The following is a 21,939-nucleotide window of genomic DNA, read 5'->3' as shown; positions in this document are numbered from 1 at the left end:
GTCAAAAAACAGACGGTAAAACCGTCAAAACTTCCCGCCGAAACTCGCGTCCCGACCAATCAGCATCCGCCAATCAAGGAAACCTTAAAACGAAGGACATCGTCGCCAGCAGCGCCGCCGCCCTCGTTCAGTGATCGGGCTTATAGACCCCACTCACCGAACACGTCAACAGGCATTCGCAAAAAATCGACAAGATCGAACAACACATTGAAAATACAAACGAATTGGAAGCGAGAGTTATCAACAGCCCGCTCCGCATCACCAGACCAGCAAAACCAAAACCAGAATCATTGGCCAATCGGTCAAAAAGCGTTGCCAAGAGCCAGGGAACCGCGGAAGGGATCTGGCCGGCAGCCGATTATGGCCGCAGCGCCAGACCACCTGGCACCACCGCCAACACTCGCTCGCGGCTGAAACACCCCCGGTTCTCCCGCACGATCTGCGTCAGAAACTCGCGCACCGCCCTCACCCGCGGCACGGCAATCAAGTCGCGGTGGCAGATCATCCAATAGGTCCGCTTCAACTCGATCTCGTCGGGCAGCACGATCTCAATGTCCTTTTCGTCGCGCGCCATAAAATGCGGCAGCACACAGAGGCCAAGCCCTTGGCGTACGGCCTTCAGCTGCGTGAGGATGCTGGAACTCTGAAAATGCGCCCTGAGGCCCGGCTGGATCTCGCCGAGATAATCGAGCCCGGGCGCGAAGATCATGTCTTCGATGTAACCCACGAAACGATGGGCAGCGAGATCGTTGCGGCTCCTGATCGGCGGATGACTGGCGAGATAGCTGCGGGAACCATAGACATGCAGCGTATAGGGTGTCAGCACCTCTGAATGGTAAGGGCCGGCCTTTGGCGCCGTCAGCGCCACCGACAGATCCGCCTCCTTGCGCGACAGCGACATGATCTGCTGGATCGCCACCAGCTCCAGCGAAATGTTGGGGTAGGTCGCGGCGAAGCTCGAAAGCCTGTCCGACAGGAAGAAGTTACCGAAACCTTCGAGTGTGCTCAGCTTGACGACGCCGCGCTGCGCCGTCAGGCCGTCGCTGATATCGAGCTGCAGCTGCTCGGTCTCGCGCTCGATGCGCTCGGCGGTCTCGACGAACCGCTGGCCGATCGCCGTCAGCACGTAGCCGCGCGGATTGCGCTCGAACAGCTTGACCTTGAGCGCAAATTCCAGCCGGTCGATCCGACGGGAAACCGTCGCGTGGCTGGTGCGCAACCGCCTTGCCGCGGTCGACAATTGCCCGGTGCGGGCGACCGCCAGAAAGAACTGCAGGTCGTCCCAGGTGAAGTTCGGATTCATCTCGCTGCCCCCATCTGTTCGAAAATGAACAGACCCTGTTTGCAATTTACGGGCAGCAGCGCTTGCGTCCAAGCGAATTTTTCCGGATTGTATCGTCGGAGCCGACATCTGAGGAGCATGTCTGGCCAAATTTGAACAGAACGGGACCGATGGTCCGGCAACGCCATGCGCTTGCCGGAGCCGAGCGGGATTTCGCATGGTTTGTGCCGGACTGATGACCCTTGGAGGAGGACACGATGACGAAGAAACTGCTTACCGCATTTGCCATGATGCTTGCCAGCAGCACCGCGGCGCTCGCCGATGCATCCGACGGCAAGGTCAAGATCGGCATCTTGAACGACCAGTCCGGCGTCTATGCCGATTTCGGCGGCAAATCCTCCTACGAGGCAGCGCTGATGGCGGTCGAGGATTTCGGCGGCAAGGTTCTGGGTGTGCCGGTGGAAGTGATTACCGCCGACCACCAGAACAAGGCCGACATCGCCTCCAACATCGCCCGGCAATGGTACGACACCGAGCAGGTCGACAGCATCATGGAGCTGACGAGTTCTTCGGTCGGCCTCGCCGTCCAGGCACTGTCGAAGGAAAAGAAGAAGATCACCATCAATACCGGCGCTGCCACCACAGAGCTTACCGGCAAGCAATGCTCGCCCTATGGTTTCCACTGGGCCTATGACACCCATGCGCTTGCGGTCGGCACCGGTGGCGCGCTGGTCAAGCAGGGCGGCGACAGCTGGTTCTTCCTGACCGCCGACTACGCCTTCGGTTACTCGCTCGAGGAAAACACCGGCAACTACGTCAAGGAAAACGGCGGCACCGTCGTCGGCTCGGTTCGCCATCCGCTGGCGACCACCGACTTCTCATCCTTCCTGTTGCAGGCGCAGTCTTCCGGCGCCAAGGTCATCGGCCTCGCCAATGCCGGCCTCGATACCTCCAACGCCATCAAGCAGGCCGCCGAATTCGGCATCGTCCAGGGCGGCCAGCGCCTGGCGGCCTTGCTCTTCACGCTCGCGGAAGTCCATGGCCTCGGCCTTGAAGCGGCACAGGGGTTGACGCTGACCGAAGGCTTCTACTGGAACCGCAACGAGGAAACGGCAAAATTCGGCAAGCGCTTCATGGAGCGCACCGGCAAGATGCCGAACATGGTCCATGCCGGCACCTATTCCGCCGTGCTTTCCTATCTGAAGGCGATCGAAAAGGCCGGCAGCGATGACGGCGATGCCGTTTCGAAGGAACTGCGTGCGCTGCCCGTCAACGACGTCTTTGCCGAAAACGGCAAGGTCGCCGAGAACGGCCGCATGATCCACGACATGTATCTCTTGGAAGTGAAAAAGCCGGACGAAAGCAAGGAGCCCTGGGACTATTTCAAAGTGCTCGCCACCATCCCCGGTTCCGACGCCTTCATCGATCCGGCCAAGAGCGGCTGCGACCTCGTGAAGTCGTGAGCGGTCGGATCGCGATGACCGCTGTCTTGCCAGAACAGAATGGAGCGCCGCGGGTGGTTTTGTCCGCCCGCGGTCTCCGTCGCGATTTCGGCGGTTTCACCGCCGTCAACAACGTCAACCTCGACGTCCACGATGCACGGGTCCACGCACTGATCGGTCCGAACGGCGCCGGCAAGACGACCGTCTTCAACCTTCTGACCAAGTTCCTGCAGCCGACCGACGGCACGATCACGCTGCTCGGCGAAGACATCACCCGCATGGCGCCGGACAAGGTGGCGCGCATGGGGCTGGTGCGCTCGTTCCAGATCTCGGCGGTGTTTCCGCATATGAGCGTGCTCGAAAATGTGCGGGTGGCGCTGCAGCGGCCGAACGGACTTGCCACCCAGTTCTGGAAGCCGATGTCGGCGCTCGACGGGCTGACGGCAAAGGCCGATCATCTCATCCGCTCCGTTGGTCTCGATAAGGAAAGAAACGCGGTTGCCGCCGATCTTTCCTATGGCCGCAAGCGGGTGCTGGAGATCGCCACCACGCTGGCGCTCGACCCGAAGGTTCTCTTGCTCGACGAGCCGATGGCCGGCATGGGCCACGAGGATGTCGGCATGGTGGCCGAGATCATCCGCGAGGTGGCGCGCGAACGCGCCGTGCTGATGGTCGAGCACAATCTTTCCGTCGTCTCGACCCTTTGCCACCACGTCACCGTGCTGCAGCGGGGAGAAATCCTCGCCGAGGGCGACTATGCAGAAGTGTCGGCCGACCCGCGGGTGCGCACCGCCTACATGGGCACCGAGGAGGCTTGAGATGAAACCGCTGCTGAAAGTCTCCGGCCTCAACGCCTGGTACGGCGAAAGCCACATCCTGCACGGCGTCGACATGACGGTCGGCGAAGGCGAGATGGTCACCCTGCTCGGGCGCAACGGCGTCGGCAAGACCACCACCCTGCGCTCGATCATGGGAATCGTGCGCAATCGCAAGGGCGCGATCGATTTTTCTGGCGAGGACCTGATCAAGGTTCCGCTGCACCGGGTCGCCCATCGCGGCCTCGGCTTCATCCCCGAGGAGCGCGGCATCTTCTCGACGCTCTCGGTCTATGAAAACCTGCTGCTGCCGCCGGCCGTGGCCAAGGGCGGCATGACGGTCGACGAAATCTTCGAGCTTTTTCCCAATCTGCACGAGCGCCGCAACAGCCCGGGCACCAAGCTTTCCGGCGGCGAACAGCAGATGCTGGCGATTGCCCGGATCTTGAGAACCGGCGTGCGCATGATGCTGCTCGACGAACCGACCGAGGGACTCGCCCCGGTCATCGTCCAGCGCATCGGCGACGTGCTCAAGACATTGAAGGAGCGCGGCATGACCGTTCTTCTGGTCGAACAGAACTTCCGCTTCGCCAGCAAGGTTGCCGACCGTTTCTACCTGATGGATCATGGCCGCATGGTCGGCGAGTTTCCGGTCTCGGAGCTCTCCGATCGCATGGGCATGCTGCATGACGTGCTGGGGGTCTGAGCCATGACCATGATCTTTGGAATTCCACTGCAAGCCTTCCTCGGCCAACTGCTGATCGGCCTGATCAACGGCTCGTTCTATGCACTCCTGAGCCTCGGCCTTGCGATCATCTTCGGCCTCTTGCGCGTCATCAACTTCGCTCACGGCGCGCAATACATGCTCGGCGCCTTCTTCGCCTGGATGCTGCTTTCCTATTTCGGCATCGGCTACTGGCCGGCGCTGATCGTGGCACCGCTTGCCGTCGGGCTTGTCGGCGCCGTCATCGAGCGCACGATGCTGAGAAGGCTCTACACGCTCGATCCGCTTTATGGCCTGCTCTTCACCTTCGGCCTGGCGCTGACGATCGAAGGCACCTTTCGCTATCTCTATGGCGCTTCGGGCCAGCCCTATGCCACGCCGGCAGCCCTTGCCGGCGGCACCAATCTCGGCTTCATGTTCCTGCCCGTCTATCGCGGCTGGGTGATCGCCTTCTCGCTCGTCGTCTGCATCGGCACCTGGCTGGTGATCGAAAAGACCAAGCTCGGCTCCTATCTGCGGGCGGCGACAGAAAACCCTATTCTCGTCCAGTCCTTCGGCATCAACGTGCCGTTCCTGTTGACGCTCACCTACGCGCTGGGGGCTGCACTTGCCGCCCTTGCCGGGGTGCTTGCGGCGCCGATCTACCAGGTCTCGCCGTTGATGGGATCGAACATCATTATCGTCGTCTTCGCCGTGGTGGTGGTCGGCGGTATGGGCTCGATCATGGGAGCAATCATCACCGGCTATCTGCTTGGCGTTGCCGAGGGGTTGACCAAGGTGTTCTACCCCGAAGCCTCCAACATCGTGATCTTCGTGATCATGGCCATCGTTCTCCTGATACGGCCGGCAGGCCTCTTCGGCCGGGATGTTTGATATGACACTGACACTCGATATCGATAAGCCCAGGGAAAAGAAGCCGGTCGTCGCACAAACGATCTTCCTGGCGGCGGGTCTTGCGCTGCTGGTGCTCGCCCCTCTGTTCTTCTATCCCGTATTCCTGATGAAGCTGCTGTGCTTCGCGCTCTTTGCCTGCGCCTTCAACCTGCTGCTCGGTTACACCGGCCTCTTGTCCTTCGGACACGCGGCCTTCTTCGGCGGCGCCGCCTATTTCACCGCCCATGCGGTGAAGGAATGGGGGCTGCCGCCGGAACTCGGCATTCTCGTCGGTGTCGCAGGAGCCGCGTTTCTTGGCGCGATCATCGGTTTCCTCGCTATCCGCAGGCAGGGCATCTACTTCGCCATGATCACGCTGGCGCTGGCGCAGATGTTCTATTTCTTCTGCCTGCAGGCCGAGTTTACCAAGGGCGAGGACGGCATCCAGTCCGTGCCGCGCGGCCATCTCTTCGGCTTCATCGATCTCAGCCAGTCGGCGAACATGTATTACTTCGTGCTCGGAGTCTTCATCATCGGCGTGGCGATCATCTGGCGGATCATTCACTCGCCCTTCGGCATGATCCTGAAATCGATCAGGGAGAACGAGACGCGCGCCGTGTCGCTCGGCTACTCCGTGCGCAACTACAAGCTTGCGGCCTTCGTCATGTCGGCGGCACTCACCGGCCTTGCCGGCGGCGTGAAGGCGCTGGTCTTCCAGTTCGCGACGCTGACCGACGTCAGCTGGCAGATGTCCGGTGAGGTCATCCTCATGACGCTGCTCGGCGGTATCGGCACGCTGATCGGACCGCTGTTCGGCGCCGGCCTGGTCGTGACCTTGCAGAACTATCTCGCGACCTCCGAATTCCCGGTCACCATCATTACCGGCCTGGTCTTCATGGTCTGCGTGCTGCTCTTCCGGCGCGGTATCGTCGGCGAGTTCTATAATTCGAGGCTCGGCCGCAAGCTCGGCTTTGAACATCGACACTGAGCATTTCCAGGAAAAGTGCGAAGCGGTTTTCCGTCAGGAAATGCGTAAAAACAGAGAGCTAGAGCGTTTCCGCGACGCCGTTTAACCGGAAACGCTCTCTAGACAGGTCGGAGACATTGGCTCACGGCCGGACCGGGCATCGACAAGAGAGTGATGAGCCCATGGACACGTTCGACTATATCGTCGTCGGAGCGGGTAGCGCCGGTTGCGTTCTGGCCAACCGCCTTTCCGAAAACCCGGATCGCCGCGTCCTGCTGCTCGAGGCCGGCGGCAGCGACAACTATCACTGGATCCACATTCCGGTCGGCTATCTCTATTGCATCAACAACCCCCGCACCGACTGGTGTTTCACCACAGCTGCAGAGGAAGGGTTGAACGGTCGTGCTCTCGGCTACCCGCGTGGCAAGGCGCTCGGCGGCTGCTCGTCGATCAACGGCATGATCTACATGCGTGGCCAGGCGCGCGACTACGATCACTGGCGCCAGCTCCGGTGCACCGGTTGGGGCTGGGATGACGTCCTTCCGCACTTCCGCAAATCGGAAGACCACTATCGCGGCGCCGACGAAATGCATGGCGCCGGCGGCGAGTGGCGGGTAGAGAAGGCGCGCGTTCGCTGGGCCGTGCTTGACGCTTTCCAGAAGGCAGCGACCGAGGCCGGCATCCCGGAAACGCCCGATTTCAACCGCGGCAATAATGAAGGCTCCGGCTATTTCGACGTCAACCAGCGTTCCGGCATCCGCTGGAACACGGCAAAGGCGTTTCTGCGGCCCGCACGCGGCCGGAGCAATCTCACCATTCTGACCAAGGCGCATGTCCGGCGGCTGGTGATCGAGGAAGGTCGCATCGCCGGCGTCGAATTCCAGCACGATGGTTTGGTCAAGCGTGTTCGTTGTCGCCGCGAAACCGTTCTTTCGGCGGGCGCCATCGGCTCGCCGCAGATCTTGGAGCTTTCCGGTGTTGGCCGGGGCAATGTCCTGAGGGATAATGGGATCGAGGTCCGGCACGAGTTGGCCGGCGTCGGCGAAAACCTGCAGGATCATCTGCAACTGCGCCTCGCCTACAAGGTGACCGGGGTGCCGACCCTGAACGAGAAGGCAAGCACGTTTCTCGGCAAGGCGGCGATCGGCCTCGAATATCTCGCCAGGCGCTCAGGCCCGATGGCCATGGCACCGAGCCAGCTCGGCATCTTCACCCGTTCCGGCCCCGAGAAGGAAACGCCGGACCTGCAATATCACGTCCAGCCGGTGACGCTCGAAAAGTTCGGCGAGCCGGTTCATCCCTTTCCGGCGATTACCGCCAGCGTCTGCAATCTTCGCCCCGAAAGCCGGGGGTCGGTGCATCTCAAAGGGCCCGATTTCGCCGCAGCACCCGACATTCGCCCGCGCTATCTGACGGCAGAGGCCGACCGCGATGTCGCGGTCCGTTCCATTCGCCTGACGCGTCGCATCGTCAGCCAGCCATCCTTCGCCCGTTTCAACCCGACCGAGTTCAAGCCGGGACCTTCCTATGAGAGCGACGAGGATCTGCGGCGTGCTGCCGGCGATATCGGCACGACGATCTTCCACCCGGTCGGCACCTGCCGGATGGGCGCGGATCCGGAAAGCGTCGTCGACCCGGAATTGCGGCTGCGTGGCCTGCAAGGCCTGCGGATTGCCGATGCCTCGATCATGCCGACAATCACCTCGGGCAACACCAATTCGCCGACGATCATGATCGCCGAAAAAGCGGCGACGATGATCCTGGAAGCCAACCGCTGAGGGCTTTTCCGGGCCGATTTCACCGTCGGGATTACGGTAAACCAGGCCAAAAGCGACTCGAAAACCTTAAATTCCGGGACCGGAACCTCTATATGAGCCCGTGAAGGCCTCATGGGCCCAAGCACAATACAAGGGGTTTGAATGGCAATGCAGCGTTTTGGACGAGCTCTGGCGATGATGGCGATCGGTCTCACTGTCGCGCTCACGGTTGTGGATGTCGCCGAGGCCCGGCGCTCGGGCGGCGGCTTCGGCAGCCGTGGCACGCGCACCTTTTCGCAGCCGCCAGCCACCCGCACCGCGCCGACAAACGCGGCACCGATCGACCGCACGATGACGCCGCGCCAGGACGCCGGCCCAACGACGACCAATCCCGGGGCAGCTCAGACGCGCCCCGCCGGCGCCAACACGCCCAACGCACGGCCCGGCTTCTTCAGCGGCTTCGGTGGTTCGCTCCTCGGTGGCCTCATGGTCGGCGGCCTGATCGGCATGCTGACGGGCGGCGGCTTCGGCGGTGCTGCCGGCTTCCTCGGCCTGATCGTGCAGATGCTGTTGATCGGTGGCGTGATCATGCTCGCTATGCGCTTCTTCGGCCGCAACCGCCAGCCGGCCTATGCCGGTCCGTCCGAGCGTTCGTCGGCCCACTCGCCTTCGACTGGCGTACCGTCGTTCAAGATCCCGAGCATCGGCGGTGGCCAGGCAGGCGGCCAATCGAATGCACGCCCGACCGTCGTACCGACACCAGCCCCCGTCACCGACGGCCCGGCCGATGAAATCGGTGTCGGCCAGTCCGATCTCGAACAGTTCGAGAAGATGCTGAAGGACGTTCAAGCAGCCTATGCGGCAGAGGACTACGGCACCCTGCGTCGTTTGACGACGCCGGAAGCCATGTCCTACCTGGCCGAAGAACTCAGCGACAACGCCACCAGCGGCGTCAAGAACGACGTCACCGAAGTCCATCTCGTCCAGGGCGATGTCGCCGAGGCCTGGTCGGAAAACGGCACCGACTTCGCGACCGTCGCCATGCGCTACGAGAGCATCGACGTCATGCGCGACCGTACGACCGGCAAGGTGATCAGCGGCGATCCGGACAACCTGACCGAAGCCGTCGAGCTTTGGACCTTCGTACGCAAGCCCGAAGGCGAATGGCAGGTGTCGGCGATCCAGGGCGTCGGGCACGCCTGATAGCGCCAACAATCCAAAACCTTTGAGACCCGGCCGGCCCATCCGACCGGGTCTTTTTTTGCGCTTGCGACACCGCCCGACTCTAGCGCGCGACGGGGTGAAGCGCAGGCCCACCTGGTTCGTGCAAGGACGCAGACGAGTGATAACTCCGCATCAGCCCGCAACCGGCTCCTCATCGCCGAGAAGGCGCTCGATCAGCGTCCGCAACCAGCGATGCCCCAGATCGCCGTCGCGACGACGATGCCAGATCTGCTCGAAGTCGAACAGCGGAATGGCAAAGGGCGGCTCGAAGACGACCAGCCCGTGACCGTCCCCCTGTGGAAGGATGCGGCGCGCCACGGTCAGGACAAGATCCGTGCCGCGCACCAAGCCCGGTGCGACGCTCCAATGCGGAACCGCAAGACAGATGCGGCGCGTCTTGCCGGTCGCCGCGAGCGCAAGATCGATCTCGTTGCCGGCGTCGCCACGCAATGACACCAGCACATGCGGTCGGGCGAGATAGTCACCAAGATCGATGGCCAGCGATCCGCCAAGCTGTGACGCGTCGGCAAGGCAGGCAAAGCTTTCCCGAAAGAGCAACGATGATCGGATGCCTCCGCCGTGCGTCGGGAACACGCCCAGCGCCAGATCGATCTCGCCGTCCACCACCTGCGACGCCATGACCTCGCGGCTCGCCTGGCTGACGATCAGATCGATATATGGTGCCTCGGCCCGCAGGGTCGCCATCAGCTTCGGCAGCAGAACGGCAGCCCCGTAATCCGACATTGCCAATCGGAACACATGCCGCTCCGTTGCGGGATCAAAACCTGCGGGCGCAAGCAACGACCGCACGCGACCCATGGCCTCCACGAGCCGTGGCGCGAGCTCAAGCGCCCGTATGGTCGGCTCCAGCCGCCCGCCGTGGCGCACCAGCAGGGGATCATCGAAGAGTTCGCGCAAGCGCGCCAGCGCATGGCTGACCGCAGGCTGGCTCTTGTTCAGACGGACTGCCGCACGCGAGACATGGCGCTCAGTCAGCAACGCATCGAGCACGACCAGCAGGTTCAGATCGATTCCAGTCAGATTATTCATTCAACGAATATAGATCGTGCGAACTGCGAATTTCCATTCTTCATTTGGATGATGAACCATCGGGCGGTCAAACAGATCGGAATATTGTCATGCCAAATGCCGGATCACTCCTCCTCATCCTCGCCGCTGTCTTCGCCGGAGCCGTCGTGCCGTTCCAGCCCGGCGCCAACGCCATGCTTGGCCGGTTAATCGGTCATCCCCTCTGGGCGACGGTCGTTTCGCTCGGCGCCAGCCTCGCCCTCATCATTCCCATCATGATCGCCGTTCGCGTACCGATGCCAACGCTCGGTGAGACACTGAAGGGTCCCTGGTGGATCTGGATCGGCGGCCGTCATCTACATCACTGCCGCACTGCTGCTCGCCCCAAAACTCGGCGCCGCCAGTTTCATTGTCGCGGTGATCGCCGGACAGATGGCGGTCTCTGTCGTCATCGATCATTTCGGCCTGATGGGCTTTCCGGAAAAGCCGGTCAGCCTCGCCCGCCTCGTCGGCGTTGCGCTGATCATCGGCGGTATGGTCATCACGCAAATTGCAAGCACCATGCCCGCGCTGGCAAGCCAGGCCCGGTGAGCATGCACGCCTCCAACCACAATTCTTGTCGCTGACCCCGCAAGCATGTTAACACACGGTCATGTCGACCGAACCACACCTGATGGCGTGACGAGCCCCGCAAGGCGGGGCTTGCAGCAGCGAGCCCAAAGTCGCCCGTGTCTCACGGGCTGGTCTTCGTTGATTCGATTGATCTCCTTCTCCTAGATCGACGGCACGGCCCAACGACAGGTCGCCACGATGATCGGGAGCGCGAGGCAATCGACTGCCATTCGGGCTCGTTATGACATCGCCATCCCCCTGGAAATCGGCCGACTTCCGGCGCGTCGGGTTCGCTCTCGCCTTTTATTCCTTCTGCTCGTGGATGCTGGTCGCAGCACTGCCACTTCTCGTCGCCCAACGGTTCGGCACCGGCACAGACCTTGTCGGCAGCCTTGCGCTGCGGCTCGCACCGCGCATCCTGTTTGCCCCGGCTGCCGCCAGCCTGATCCGCCGCGCGGGCTCTCGGCTGCCCGTTGGTGCGGGGCTGATCGTCACTGCATTGTGCCTCTTCGCCCTTGCCGGCGTCGAACACGCAGGCACGCTTCAGATGGTGGTTCTGACAATCGGCTTTGCAGACACGATTGTCGTTCCAGGCCTGCTGGCGTTGCGCGCCGCCGCCGTGCCTTCCGGCCGCAATATGGAAGCCAACACGACGTTTCAGACGATCGATCGTCTCGCCAAAATCTTTGGCCCGCCGACGGCAGGTCTCATGCTGACGGTTATATCCCCTGCCCTCACCTTCCTTGCGCTTGCAGCCGGCCACCTCGTGGCCGCGTTCGCCCTTTGCCGGGGCGTTGCAACACCGGAGCAGATGCGGGTCAAACGGGAGCCAGCCGCTCGATCCGGTCTTTTCCGAGAGGCCGCGGCGACCATGCGCGAGAACCCGGTTCTTTGGGTACTCGTCCTGCCTGCTCTCGGCTACATGATTTCTCTCGGCGCGCTGCAGCCCTTCCTGTTCTGGCTCAATCACGACCAGTTCGGGCTTGGCGCCGCCACGTGGACCGTGCTGCTTGCAGCGCAAGGGACGGGTGCCGTCATCGGCGCGCTGGTCTCAAACCGCCTGGCGCGAACGCTGATCGATACACACTCGCTGCTGATGGCCTATCTCGTCGCAAGCCTTCTCGAAGGCGTGACGACGCTTGCGCTGGTCTTCGCCCCGACCCATGCGTTGGCGACGGTGGTGCTGATCATCGGCGGCATACCGGAGATGGTGGCTTTTGCCGCCTATTTCACGCTGCTCCAGCAGCGGCTGAACCTTGAGCGCCAGGCCGTCTTCTATGCGCTGAGCCTGCCGTTGATGGATCTGTTCATGGTGGCGGGCGTCCTCGCCGGCACCTTGCACAGCGGCGGCTGGATGACGCTTCGGCAGTTCTGGTTCGTCGCCAGTGCCGGCGCTATCCTTCCCGTTCTTCCGTTTCTTGCCTTCAGACCTTGCCGAAGATCGTAAGGGCCTGAACCGAAAGCGACATGGCCCAGAAAAAGTATGGCCGGCGGCTGGCGCGATCGCCACCGTGCGGGTCATACTCTCCCGGGCTGAAATGAGGGCACGGGCATGCGAGACAAACTATTCATTGACGGAAAATGGGAGAAACCCCGCCGCGGCGGTATGCTCGACGTGATCGATCCGGCAACGGAGGAGGTCATCCACCGCGTGCCGGCCGCCACCTACGACGATATCGACCGCGCCGTCAAAGCTGCCCGCATCGCCTTCGACAGCGGCCCATGGCCGAAGCTTACCGGCACGGAGCGGGCCGTCTATCTCCGCGCGATTGCCGAGAAGATCGAGGAAAGACGCCATGCGCTGGCGCATCTCGAAGTCACCGATAACGGCAAGCCGCTGCCGGAAGCACTGTGGGATATCGACGATGCCGCCGGGTGCTTCCGCTACTATGCCGGGCTTGCCGAGGAACTCGACGCCAACCCGGAGGAAACGATCGCCGTCGGCGACACCAGGTTCAGAGCCCGTGCCATCCGCGAACCCCTCGGCATCGTCGGCGCGATCACGCCCTGGAACTATCCGTTGCTGATGGTTTCCTGGAAGGTGGCGCCGGCGCTTGCCGCCGGCTGCACCATGGTGCTGAAACCGTCCGAGCTGACGCCGCTGACGGCTCTGGAACTGGGCGCAATCGCCGAGGAGGTCGAGCTTCCGCCCGGCGTGCTCAACATCGTCACCGGCACCGGCCAGGATGCCGGCCAGCCGCTGACCGAGCACCCGCTGGTCGACAAACTCGCCTTTACCGGCTCGGTACCGACAGGGCGAAAGGTGATGATGGCCGGCGCCCAGGACATCAAGAACATCAGCCTCGAGCTTGGCGGCAAATCGCCCTTCGTGGTCTTTGCCGACAGCGATATCGAAAAGGCCGTCGAATGGATCATGTTCGGCATCTTTTGGAACCAGGGGCAGGTCTGCTCGGCAACCTCGCGCGTGCTCATCGAGGAACCGATCTACGATACCGTCGTCAAAAGGCTCTGCGAAGAGGCGGGCAAGATCACCATCGGCAACGGCCTCGACGAGGGCACATTGCTCGGGCCAATCGTTTCCAAGGGACAATATGACAAGATCCTGACCGCGATCGACCGCGCCCGCCAGGACGGCGCCACCATCGCGGCGGGCGGCGGCAGGCCCGCCGGTTTCAACAGCGGTTACTTCATCGAGCCGACCGTTTTGACCGACATGAGCGAAGACAGCTATGTCTGGCGCGAGGAGATCTTCGGGCCTGTCGTCTGCGTCAAGCCGTTCGCGGACGAGGCCGATGCGGTGCGCATGGCCAACGACAGCCGCTTCGGCCTTGCCGCGGCGGTCATGTCCGAGGACAAGGAGCGCTGCGAACGCGTCGCCCGGGCGCTACGCGCTGGCATCATCTGGATCAACTGCTCGCAACCGACCTTCCCCGAGGCGCCCTGGGGCGGCTACAAGCAATCGGGTATCGGTCGCGAACTCGGTCGCTGGGGCCTTTCCAACTATCTGGAGACCAAGCAGATCACCAGCTTCGATACCGACGAGCCGTGGGGCTGGTACATCAAGGCGTAGAGCGCCCCGCAGCACGGCGTCGGCCGCCAAGGACAGCGTCAAATTCCCTTCATGCGGCTATGGAATAAGCCAGATGACGGCAGCATCATGCCGCGGGGCTGCCGCATTGCGCGATTTGCGCGCTGGAGGGATGCGATGAACAGATCAACTGGCGACTTCGAAGGACAGGATTGGCTCGAGGCGGAACTCGCCGATACGCTCGATGAAGACTATGAACTCGAGCTTTCCGAGCCGGCGCTTTCGGAAGAGATCCGCAAGATCTACCGCAAGAGCCACCCGCCGTCGCTGCCACGCATCGACTATTTCCGCGCTCTGATCGCGCTGCAGTCCGAGCTGATCAAGCTGCAGGACTGGGTCGTGCACCACAAGGAAAAGGTCGTGGTGATCTTCGAGGGGCGCGATTCCGCCGGCAAGGGCGGCGTGATCAAGCGCATCACCCAGCGGCTCAATCCGCGTGTCGTCAGGGTCGCGGCCTTGCCCGCCCCATCGGACCGCGAAAAGACCCAGTGGTATTTCCAGCGCTACGTGCCGCATCTACCGGCCGGCGGCGAGATCGTGCTGTTCGACCGCTCCTGGTACAATCGCTCCGGCGTCGAGCGCGTCATGGGCTTTGCCAGCGAAGACCAGGTCGAGCAGTTCTTCAACGACGTGCCGGAGTTCGAGCGCATGCTGGTGCGCTCCGGCATCCGGCTGGTCAAATACTGGTTCTCGATCACCGACGAGGAGCAGCAGATGCGCTTCCTGGTGCGCATCCACGACCCGCTGAAGCAGTGGAAGCTGTCACCGATGGATCTGCAATCGCGCGTGCGCTGGGAGGCCTATACCAAGGCCAAGGAAGAGACCTTCGCCAGAACGAACATCCCCGAGGCGCCGTGGCACATCGTCGAAGGCAACGACAAGAAGCGGGCGCGGCTGAACTGTATGGACCACCTGCTGCAGCAGATCCCCTATGAGGATGTGCCGCACGAGGAGATCACCCTGCCGGAGCGGGTGTTCAACCCGGACTACGAACGCAAGGTGCTGCCGCCTGAACTCTACGTGCCGTCAAAATACTAAGGCGACGTCAACGCGAAATGGCGCAGGCCTGGCTTTCCGGGCCTGCGCACTTGCAAACACCCCGTGGAAATCGGACAGTCCGTGAAACGACAGTTTCATGGAATTGGCAATGAGTCCCAAAGAGCGATCCTTCCTCACTCGCGTTCGTCAGGTCCTGCCGGAACTCCATCCGGCAGAGCGACGCCTTGGAGACTTTCTCTGCGACTTTCCCGGCGAGGTCGCCAGCTATTCCGCCCAGGAGCTGGCGGCACTGGCGCATGTGTCGAAGGCCACCGTATCGCGTTTCATCCAGCGGCTCGGCTATGAAAACTACGAAGAGGCGCGCCGCCATGCGCGCGCCGACAAGCAGACGGGATCACGGCTCTTCCTGGCAACAAGCGCCGATACGGCCGGCGAGCAATCCGTTACCGCCCATGTGGCCCAAGGGGTCGCCAATATCGAGGCGACCTTCCTTGCGATATCGGAAACACAGATCAACGCTGCGTCGGCAGCGCTGTTGAAGGCACGCAAGGTCTGGGTCATCGGCTTTCGTGCCAGCCACTCCTTCGCCACCTATCTGCAATGGCAGCTGACGCAGGTGATCGAGAACATCTCGGCCATTCCCGGAGGCGGCCAGACGCTGGGCGAACATCTCGTCAGCTTCACGCCCGACGACGTCGTCATCGTCTTCGGCCTGCGCCGCCGCATCGCCCTGATGGATGCGCTCATCAACCAGGTGGAAAAATCCGGTGCCCGCCTGCTTTATATCACCGACGAGGGCGTGCCCTTCCTCAGCCAGGCCGAGTGGCATTTCCGCTGCCAGACGCTGGCACCCGGGCCGCTCTTCAACCACGTCTCGGTCATGGCGCTCTGCCATCTGCTGACGACGCGTTGCATCGAAACGGCAGGCATCAGCGGCCGCAACCGTCTGCGCGGCATCGAAGCGTTAAACGACGCGCTCGAAGAGCTGTGATCGTTGTTTGGGCATCTGCCTGAAACAGCAGTGCATTATTCGATCACAAGAAACCACAGTTTCAAGTCGTAGATACCGACCAACGGCGCTCCATATCTTTGATTGAAAAGGAGAAACTGTAGTTTCTAACCTTTTGGCATGAAACCTGCATTCCTCAATGGCGTTGTTTCGAAGGTGAATTGTGCTGTCCGGCAAGAGCGCCCGTCAGGCGCGAAACGTCCGGCTCATCCGTTTCGGAGCAAGATTCTTGTATGAAACTGTGATTTCTTGATATAGCATCATGAAACTAAGTTTTCACGCCAGTTAAGCCATAAAGGGGAACAAACCATGGCAGCGGAAAATATGGTGCCGTCCGGCAAGTCTTCGCCGGTCATTCGACAATTGGAATCAGCCTTCACCAAGATCGGCGTCACCGGCGCCCACAAACAGATCATCGCCCTGGTTCTGATCGGCTGCCTGTTCGACAGTTTCGAGCAGAACACCATCGGCGTCGCCGGCCCGATCCTCAAGGAACATTGGGGCCTGACCGGCACGGATATCGGCTTCCTCAACACCATCACCTTCGGCAGCGCCGCTCTCGGCCGGTTGCTGTCGGGCATTCTCGGCGATCGCTACGGCCGCCGCGTGATGCTGACGATCAACCTTCTGCTCTTCACCATCGGCTCGGCCGCCTGCGCACTCGCGCCGAATTTCGCAGCGCTGTGCTTTGCCCGCGCCATTGTCGGCTTCGGCGTCGGCGGCGAAATCTCGACCGCGGTGACGATGCTGTCGGAATTCTGCTCGCCGAAATTCCGCGGGACGGCGGCCGGCCTCGTCAATGTTGGCGCCGGCGGCTTCGGCAACTTCCTTGCCCCCGCCTTCGGCCTGTTGATCTTCACGCTCTTTCCCGGTGAAAACAGCTGGCGCTGGCTTTTCGCCTCGCTGGCATTGCCCGCGCTGCTCGTGGTCTTCTATCGCCGGTTTGTGCCGGAGACACCGCGCTTCCTTGCTTCGCAGGGAAAGATCGACGAGGCCAACAAGGTGCTGTCGATTCTGGCCTCCGGATCACTGCGGCCCCGCAATCTGAAGGTTCAGGAATACCTGACCAAGGATCATCTCCAGGACGAAGCACCTGCCAAGAGCGACTGGAAGGAGCTTTTCCGGGCACCGTTCATCGGCAGAACCATTCCCGTCGCAATCGCCATCCTGATGAGCTACGGCGCCCAGCTATCGGTGCTCACATTGATGCCGATCATCTTCGTGTCGATGGGCTACACCCTGCAGGGCAGCCTGCTCTACAGCATGATCATCCAGAGCGGCAGCGTGCTCGGCGCCATCGCCGCCTCGATGTTCGGCTATTATTTCCCGCGCAAGAAAGTGCTGACGTTCGGTGCGGTCTTCGCGTGCCTGGCGGCCATTTCGATCGCCTATCTCGGAACCAACATCTACCTCGTCCTGATGTTTGGAGCGATCTTCCAGTTCTTCGTGCTTTTGCTCAACACCTCGATCTGGATCTACGCGCCGGAGCTCTTCCCGACACGCATTCGCGCCTTCGGCGTAGCACTTATCCTGGCGACAGGGTCGGCCGCGGGCTCCTTCGTGCCAACGATCTCCGGCATGCTGTTCGACACCTATGGCATGGTCGGGGTGTTCGGGCTGGCAGCCGGCATGTACGCAGTCTTCGCATTCTGCATCCAGCTCGGTCCCGAGACCTATGGCATGTCGATGGAAGATCTGGACCAGCCGGCGGACGCCGACCTCGCCAAGGCTGAGCCCAAACAGGTCAATGTCGGCATGGAAGTCAGAACGTGACCGCACATATCCTGTTGATCAACCCGAACAGCTCGCAGGCAACAAGCAGCATGATGCTCGCCATCGCTGAGCGGGCTGTAACCGGACGCACGGCCGTGGCAGTCGCCACGGCCGTGCGGAACCCGCAGATGATCGTCACGCCGCAGCAGCTGACCGCTGCGGCCGGCGAGGTCATCGAGATCGGCGCGGCCCATGGCGCCGGTTGCCTCGGCATCATCGTCAGTGCCTTCGGCGATCCCGGCCTTGCTACCCTCAGGGACCGTGTCGACATCCCCGTCGTCGGCATCTGCGAGGCATCGATGATCGAAGCCGCGCTGAGCGGCCGCAAGTTCGGCGTCGCAACCACGACGCCGGACCTGATCGAGGCCATCGACGACCGCGCCCGCGACCTCGGCCTTGCCGGCCAATATACCGGCATCCGCTGTACGCCCGGCGATCCGCTCGCGCTTGCCGGCGACGAAAAGCTGCTGCGGGAAGCACTCGACGAGGCGGTGCGGCAATGCATCGAGCTTGATGGCGCCGAGGCCGTCATCATCGGCGGCGGCCCGCTCGGCCAGGCGGCCGAACAGTTGCAGCCGCATTTCACCACGCCGATCATCGCCCCCATCCCTTGTGCGGTGGAGCGCGTGCTCGATCTGATGCGGGTCAACGCCTGACCCGCATCAGATCGATATATCGACCGTCAGAACTGGAAAACCGCTTCGCGCTTTTCCTGGTAGTGCTCTAAGCAAACGCCTCGCCCCCCGATCCTTGCCGGGCGATTGACCTTGTTGACGGCAAGGACTCTGTGATATTTTCGAACATTCTTACATGCAAAACCGAAGCTGGGGCGGAGGTGGCGCTATGAACTATGTTTGTGCTTCGGTCGCCGGGCTAGCGTTTTTCACCTCGGCGGCTTTTGCGGGTCCCTTGCATGACGCGGCAAGAGACGGCGACGTCAAGCGCGTCACGCTGTTGCTGGATCAGGGTACCGACATCACCGAGCCGGATACGGCCGGCGAGCCGGCATTGCTGGTCGCGTCCCTTGCCGGACGGCCGGATGTCGTCGCCCTGCTGCTCGATCGCGGCTGCGACATCGAGATCCGCAACAAGGGCGGGCTGACCGCCCTGCACGCCGCGGCCTATGGCGGCAATCTCGACACCGTCAAGCTGCTGCTCGCCAAGGGCGCCGACGTCAACGACACCAAGAACTTCTACAAGATGTCGCCGCTTCATGCCGCAGCCGAGGAGGGTCACGCCGATGTCGTGGCTGTGCTGCTTACCCAAAAGGCCGAGGTCGAGGCGAAGGAACGCAACGGCTACACGCCACTGACACAGGCCGGCTGGCGCTCGCACTGGGACGCCGCCGAGCTTCTGCTGAAAGCGGGCGCCACCTGCCAGAAGGCCGACCTCGTCGGCGACTGGCTTTATACCGAATGCACGAAGCGGAAGTGACGCCAGAGCGTGCGCCAGCCGCATCCGGAATCGGAGAAGAGGAATGTTTTACAATCGATACGCATGCGCCGTCGGCCTCGCTGCGACGGCGTTTCTGGCACTGTCCGGGCCGATAATGGCGGAAGACCTCGTCAACACCGGCTACTTCGGCGATGTCGCCATCAAGGGCTACGACCCGGTCGCCTATTTCACCGAGAGCAAGGCGCTCGAAGGCTCGCCGCAATTTTCCTACCGCTGGCTCGGAGCGAACTGGCAGTTTGCCAGCGCCGAGAACCGTGAGCTTTTCATCCGCGAACCCACCCGCTACGCCCCGCAATATGGCGGCTACTGCGCCGACGGTGTGTCGTTTGGCACGGTGACCACCAATATCGATCCGAAGGCCTGGCGCATCATCGAGGGCAAGCTGTTCCTGAGCTACGATCCGGGTGCGGCAGAAGGCTTCGAGAAGAACCCGAACAAGCTGGTCGATTCGAAGAAGCACTGGTCTGAAGTGGAGAACACGCTCATTTCGGAAAAGCTCGGCACGACCTGGCAGGCGGCGCGCTGACCGGATAGCGATCACTGCTCGATCGAGAAGAATTTTAGCGCCTGCGGCGTCACGTGGATGAAGTCTGCGCCGCGCTCGCCCTTGGCCGTGTTGCGATAGACATAGCCGCAGACCATGCGGTCGAGGAAATATCCGTCGAATTTCTCGCAGAGCTGGTTGCCCTTCACCTCGGCGCGCCCGGTGATGTTTGTGTTGGCGCTGCGATAGGCGGTGTTGCCGGCCTTATCGAAGAATTGCACGAAGCTCGTGCCATTCTTGTGCTGCCCGGCCCAGGTCTTGTCTTGGGTCAGCGTGCCAAGTTCCGCCGGCCCGAGCCTGTCCGCCGCCGCCCCGACGAAGCCGAAGGGCCACTCCGGAATGCCGGCAGTGCGCAGTCCGTAGAGGTGGCGATTGAGGTCCTCTTCGCGCCAGTAATCATAGAGGTAGCTGTAATAGGTGAGGTTGGTGTCGGGAAAGAGCTGAAGCAGCTTTGCGCCCTCTGCCACCGCGCGCGCCCGATCGCCGCGCTGGGCATAGGCCGAGGCCAGATACTCCCGTGCAGCCTCCGCATTCGGTAGGGCCTCGCCGGCTGCTTCGATCAGCGGGATCGCCCGGTCGGTGTCGCGTGCGGTGTAGTAGACGATGCCCGCCAGCAGCCGGAAACTCGGAGACGGTGACGGATCGAGCCTCAATGCCCGTTCCAGATCGGCGATTGCCTGTTCGTGTTCGCCGGTTTGCGCCAGGATCAGCGCCAGGTTGGCAAAGGCCTCTGGATCGCTCGGCTGCGCCGTGACCGCCCTGGCGGCAGATTCCCGCGCCTCCGTTTCGCGACCGTCGACGAGCTGCAGCAATGCCAGCACTGTGTGCGCGCGCGCATTGTTGGCGTCGAGCTTCAGGGCCTGGCCGGCAGCGTCATAAGCGATCTTGCGGGCAACGGCCGCCGACCAGAGATAATTGTAGTCATTGCGCCAGACGTCGACGGCGACCCGCGCGATCCCCGCATGGGCATCGGCGAAACGCGGATCGAGATCGATCGCCTTCTGATAGAAGGCCAGCGTCTGGCGATAGGTATCGACATCGCTATAGATGAGCCCCTGCTGCTCGGCCCGCATGTAGTAGTCGTAGGCTTCGAGATTGTCGGTCGGGATGCGCGCCAGCTGGTCGCGTTCGCCTTCGCTGAGTTTGACCTCCAGCGCCGCGATGATCTTGCCGATGACGTCGTCCTGGACCGCGAAGAGATCGGCATATTGCCGGTCATAGCGCTCCGCCCAGAGCGATAGACCGCTCATCGCATCGATCAGCTTGACGTTGATGCGCAGCCGCTGGTCGGCCCGTTGCAACGTGCCCTCCAGAATGTAGTGAACGCCAAGCTCCGCTGCCACGTCCTGGATCTTCGAAGCGTTGTCCTTCATCGCGAACACCGAATGGCGAGCGATTACGAACAGGCCGGACACCTTCGAAAGCTCGGTGATCAGGTCGTCGGTCAACCCTTCGGCCAGATGGTCATGATCCCGGTCGCCGCTGACATTGATGAACGGCAGGACTGCGACGGATGGCTGGTCCGGCAGGGGATAGGCAAAGCGCTCGGTCGGCGTCTCCGGCAGGATGAGCGTCCACGGCTGCCACCAGGCGGCGACAAATGCGAGGAGCAACATGAGGGCGCCGGCAATGAGCATGCTCCTTCGCGCAAAATGCTGCTGCGTATCCTTGACGATGGTCTTGCCAGCGTCATCAGGGTCGAGAAGCACGTGATAGACGCGGATCGGTTCGGCCATCCCCCGGACCGTCTGCTCGCCGAGCGAGGCGTAGCCGACACTAAGCTTCAATCGAACCTGGTCGTAGGCCGTACCCGATATCGCGATGCCACCGGGCTCGGCCAGCCCCTGCACCCGATCGGCGGTGTTGACGCCATCGCCGTGAATGTCGTCGCCTTCAACGATGATGTCGCCGAGATTGATGCCGATGCGGAAATCGAGCCGCCGGTCAGTTGTGACCTTGTCGGCCTGTTCGGCCTTGCGCTGTTGGATCTCCACCGCGCAGCGGAGTGCATCGACGACGCTGCGGAATTCCACCAGCAGCCCGTCACCCATGGTCTTGACCAGCCGGCCGTGATGTTCGGCAAACTGCGGCTCCAGAATGTCATGCAGGTCGCTCTGGAAATTGGCGCGCGTTCCCTCCTCGTCGAGCCGGCTCAGGCGACTGTATCCGGCGACGTCGGCGATCAGGACGGCTGCGAGGCGGCGCTCCATCGACGGTCTCTTCACGTGCGATGTATTCCAGCGACGATGTTACCGCAGGTCGTCAGGCGCCGCCATCGCGTCGGCAGCGAACGGCACCAGCACCGTAGTAACTGTTACGTACTTGCGGTTTTCCGCCCATCGCGCACCATCGAAGCATTGCTGGCCCCGCACGGCTTTGCGCATG

The 21,939-nt window shown here is 62.3% G+C and carries 19 protein-coding genes and 1 pseudogene; 16 read left to right on the top strand and 4 right to left on the bottom strand.

What is annotated here, in order from left to right; all coding sequences use genetic code 11:
• Positions 1-358: 358 nt before the first annotated feature.
• Positions 359-1,303 (bottom strand): LysR family transcriptional regulator, encoded by a 945-nt coding sequence (locus C6558_RS17120; protein ID WP_057218331.1) that lies wholly within the window; start codon positions 1,301-1,303, stop codon positions 359-361.
• Positions 1,304-1,539: 236 nt separating this feature from the next.
• On the opposite strand from C6558_RS17120, the gene C6558_RS17115 reads away from it, so the two are divergent.
• The 7 genes from C6558_RS17115 to C6558_RS17085 all read left to right on the top strand — a co-directional run bounded on the left by C6558_RS17115 (position 1,540) and on the right by C6558_RS17085 (position 9,063).
• Entirely contained in the window at positions 1,540-2,745 is a 1,206-nt protein-coding gene (locus C6558_RS17115) for an ABC transporter substrate-binding protein (RefSeq protein WP_025424978.1), read from the top strand.
• A 14-nt stretch (positions 2,746-2,759) separates the two neighbouring features.
• Entirely contained in the window at positions 2,760-3,542 is a 783-nt protein-coding gene (locus C6558_RS17110) for an ABC transporter ATP-binding protein (protein ID WP_025424979.1), read from the top strand.
• 1 nt (position 3,543) lies between these two features.
• The gene (locus tag C6558_RS17105) at positions 3,544-4,245 is read left to right on the top strand and encodes an ABC transporter ATP-binding protein (RefSeq protein ID WP_025424980.1); all 702 of its coding nucleotides are present in this window, start codon (positions 3,544-3,546) and stop codon (positions 4,243-4,245) included.
• 3 nt (positions 4,246-4,248) lie between these two features.
• Positions 4,249-5,136: a branched-chain amino acid ABC transporter permease gene (locus C6558_RS17100; protein WP_025424981.1), complete on the top strand. Its 888-nt coding sequence runs from the start codon at positions 4,249-4,251 to the stop codon at positions 5,134-5,136.
• 1 nt (position 5,137) lies between these two features.
• Positions 5,138-6,124, top strand: coding sequence for a branched-chain amino acid ABC transporter permease (locus C6558_RS17095; protein ID WP_107027569.1), 987 nt, complete (start codon positions 5,138-5,140; stop codon positions 6,122-6,124).
• 161 nt (positions 6,125-6,285) lie between these two features.
• Entirely contained in the window at positions 6,286-7,881 is a 1,596-nt protein-coding gene (locus C6558_RS17090; protein WP_057218333.1) for a GMC family oxidoreductase, read from the top strand.
• Positions 7,882-8,022: 141 nt separating this feature from the next.
• Complete coding sequence (locus C6558_RS17085) at positions 8,023-9,063, top strand: Tim44 domain-containing protein (protein WP_371412273.1); 1,041 nt, start codon at positions 8,023-8,025, stop codon at positions 9,061-9,063.
• A gap of 153 nt (positions 9,064-9,216) precedes the next feature.
• Here the strand turns inward: C6558_RS17085 and C6558_RS17080 are convergent, their stop codons facing one another.
• Positions 9,217-10,134, bottom strand: coding sequence for a LysR family transcriptional regulator (locus C6558_RS17080; RefSeq protein WP_025424985.1), 918 nt, complete (start codon positions 10,132-10,134; stop codon positions 9,217-9,219).
• An 89-nt stretch (positions 10,135-10,223) separates the two neighbouring features.
• Here C6558_RS17080 and C6558_RS41645 point away from each other — a divergent pair.
• The 9 genes and pseudogenes from C6558_RS41645 (at position 10,224) to C6558_RS17035 (ending at position 19,536) form a co-directional block, all read left to right on the top strand.
• A pseudogene (locus C6558_RS41645) lies at positions 10,224-10,704 on the top strand (DMT family transporter).
• 262 nt (positions 10,705-10,966) lie between these two features.
• A complete protein-coding gene (locus C6558_RS17070; protein WP_057218335.1) occupies positions 10,967-12,172 on the top strand; it encodes an MFS transporter in 1,206 nt (401 codons plus the stop codon).
• A gap of 105 nt (positions 12,173-12,277) precedes the next feature.
• Positions 12,278-13,756: an aldehyde dehydrogenase family protein gene (locus C6558_RS17065; RefSeq protein WP_025424987.1), complete on the top strand. Its 1,479-nt coding sequence runs from the start codon at positions 12,278-12,280 to the stop codon at positions 13,754-13,756.
• Positions 13,757-13,891: 135 nt separating this feature from the next.
• Positions 13,892-14,812 carry a polyphosphate kinase 2 gene (ppk2, locus tag C6558_RS17060; RefSeq protein ID WP_025424988.1) on the top strand — a complete coding sequence of 307 codons (921 nt, stop codon included), beginning with the start codon at positions 13,892-13,894 and terminating at the stop codon, positions 14,810-14,812.
• Between the two features lie 109 nt (positions 14,813-14,921).
• A complete protein-coding gene (locus tag C6558_RS17055; RefSeq protein ID WP_025424989.1) occupies positions 14,922-15,764 on the top strand; it encodes a MurR/RpiR family transcriptional regulator in 843 nt (280 codons plus the stop codon).
• Positions 15,765-16,091: 327 nt separating this feature from the next.
• Positions 16,092-17,555: an MFS transporter gene (locus tag C6558_RS17050; protein ID WP_057210807.1), complete on the top strand. Its 1,464-nt coding sequence runs from the start codon at positions 16,092-16,094 to the stop codon at positions 17,553-17,555.
• Entirely contained in the window at positions 17,552-18,211 is a 660-nt protein-coding gene (locus C6558_RS17045) for an aspartate/glutamate racemase family protein (RefSeq protein WP_057210809.1), read from the top strand. The genes C6558_RS17050 and C6558_RS17045 overlap by 4 nt, the downstream gene beginning before the upstream one ends.
• Before the next feature lie 187 nt (positions 18,212-18,398).
• Positions 18,399-18,989 (top strand): ankyrin repeat domain-containing protein, encoded by a 591-nt coding sequence (locus C6558_RS17040; protein ID WP_025424990.1) that lies wholly within the window; start codon positions 18,399-18,401, stop codon positions 18,987-18,989.
• 115 nt (positions 18,990-19,104) lie between these two features.
• Positions 19,105-19,536 (top strand): YHS domain-containing (seleno)protein, encoded by a 432-nt coding sequence (locus tag C6558_RS17035; protein ID WP_107027573.1) that lies wholly within the window; start codon positions 19,105-19,107, stop codon positions 19,534-19,536.
• Between the two features lie 11 nt (positions 19,537-19,547).
• Here the strand turns inward: C6558_RS17035 and C6558_RS17030 are convergent, their stop codons facing one another.
• Positions 19,548-21,764, bottom strand: coding sequence for an adenylate/guanylate cyclase domain-containing protein (locus C6558_RS17030; protein WP_025424992.1), 2,217 nt, complete (start codon positions 21,762-21,764; stop codon positions 19,548-19,550).
• Positions 21,765-21,803: 39 nt separating this feature from the next.
• Positions 21,804-21,938, bottom strand: coding sequence for a hypothetical protein (locus tag C6558_RS41415; protein ID WP_255569867.1), 135 nt, complete (start codon positions 21,936-21,938; stop codon positions 21,804-21,806).
• Position 21,939: the final 1 nt, after the last annotated feature.

The organism is Ensifer sp. NM-2 (assembly GCF_003024455.1).
GTDB lineage: Bacteria > Pseudomonadota > Alphaproteobacteria > Rhizobiales > Rhizobiaceae > Ensifer > Ensifer canadensis.
This window is presented reverse-complemented; position numbering and strand designations above follow the sequence as displayed.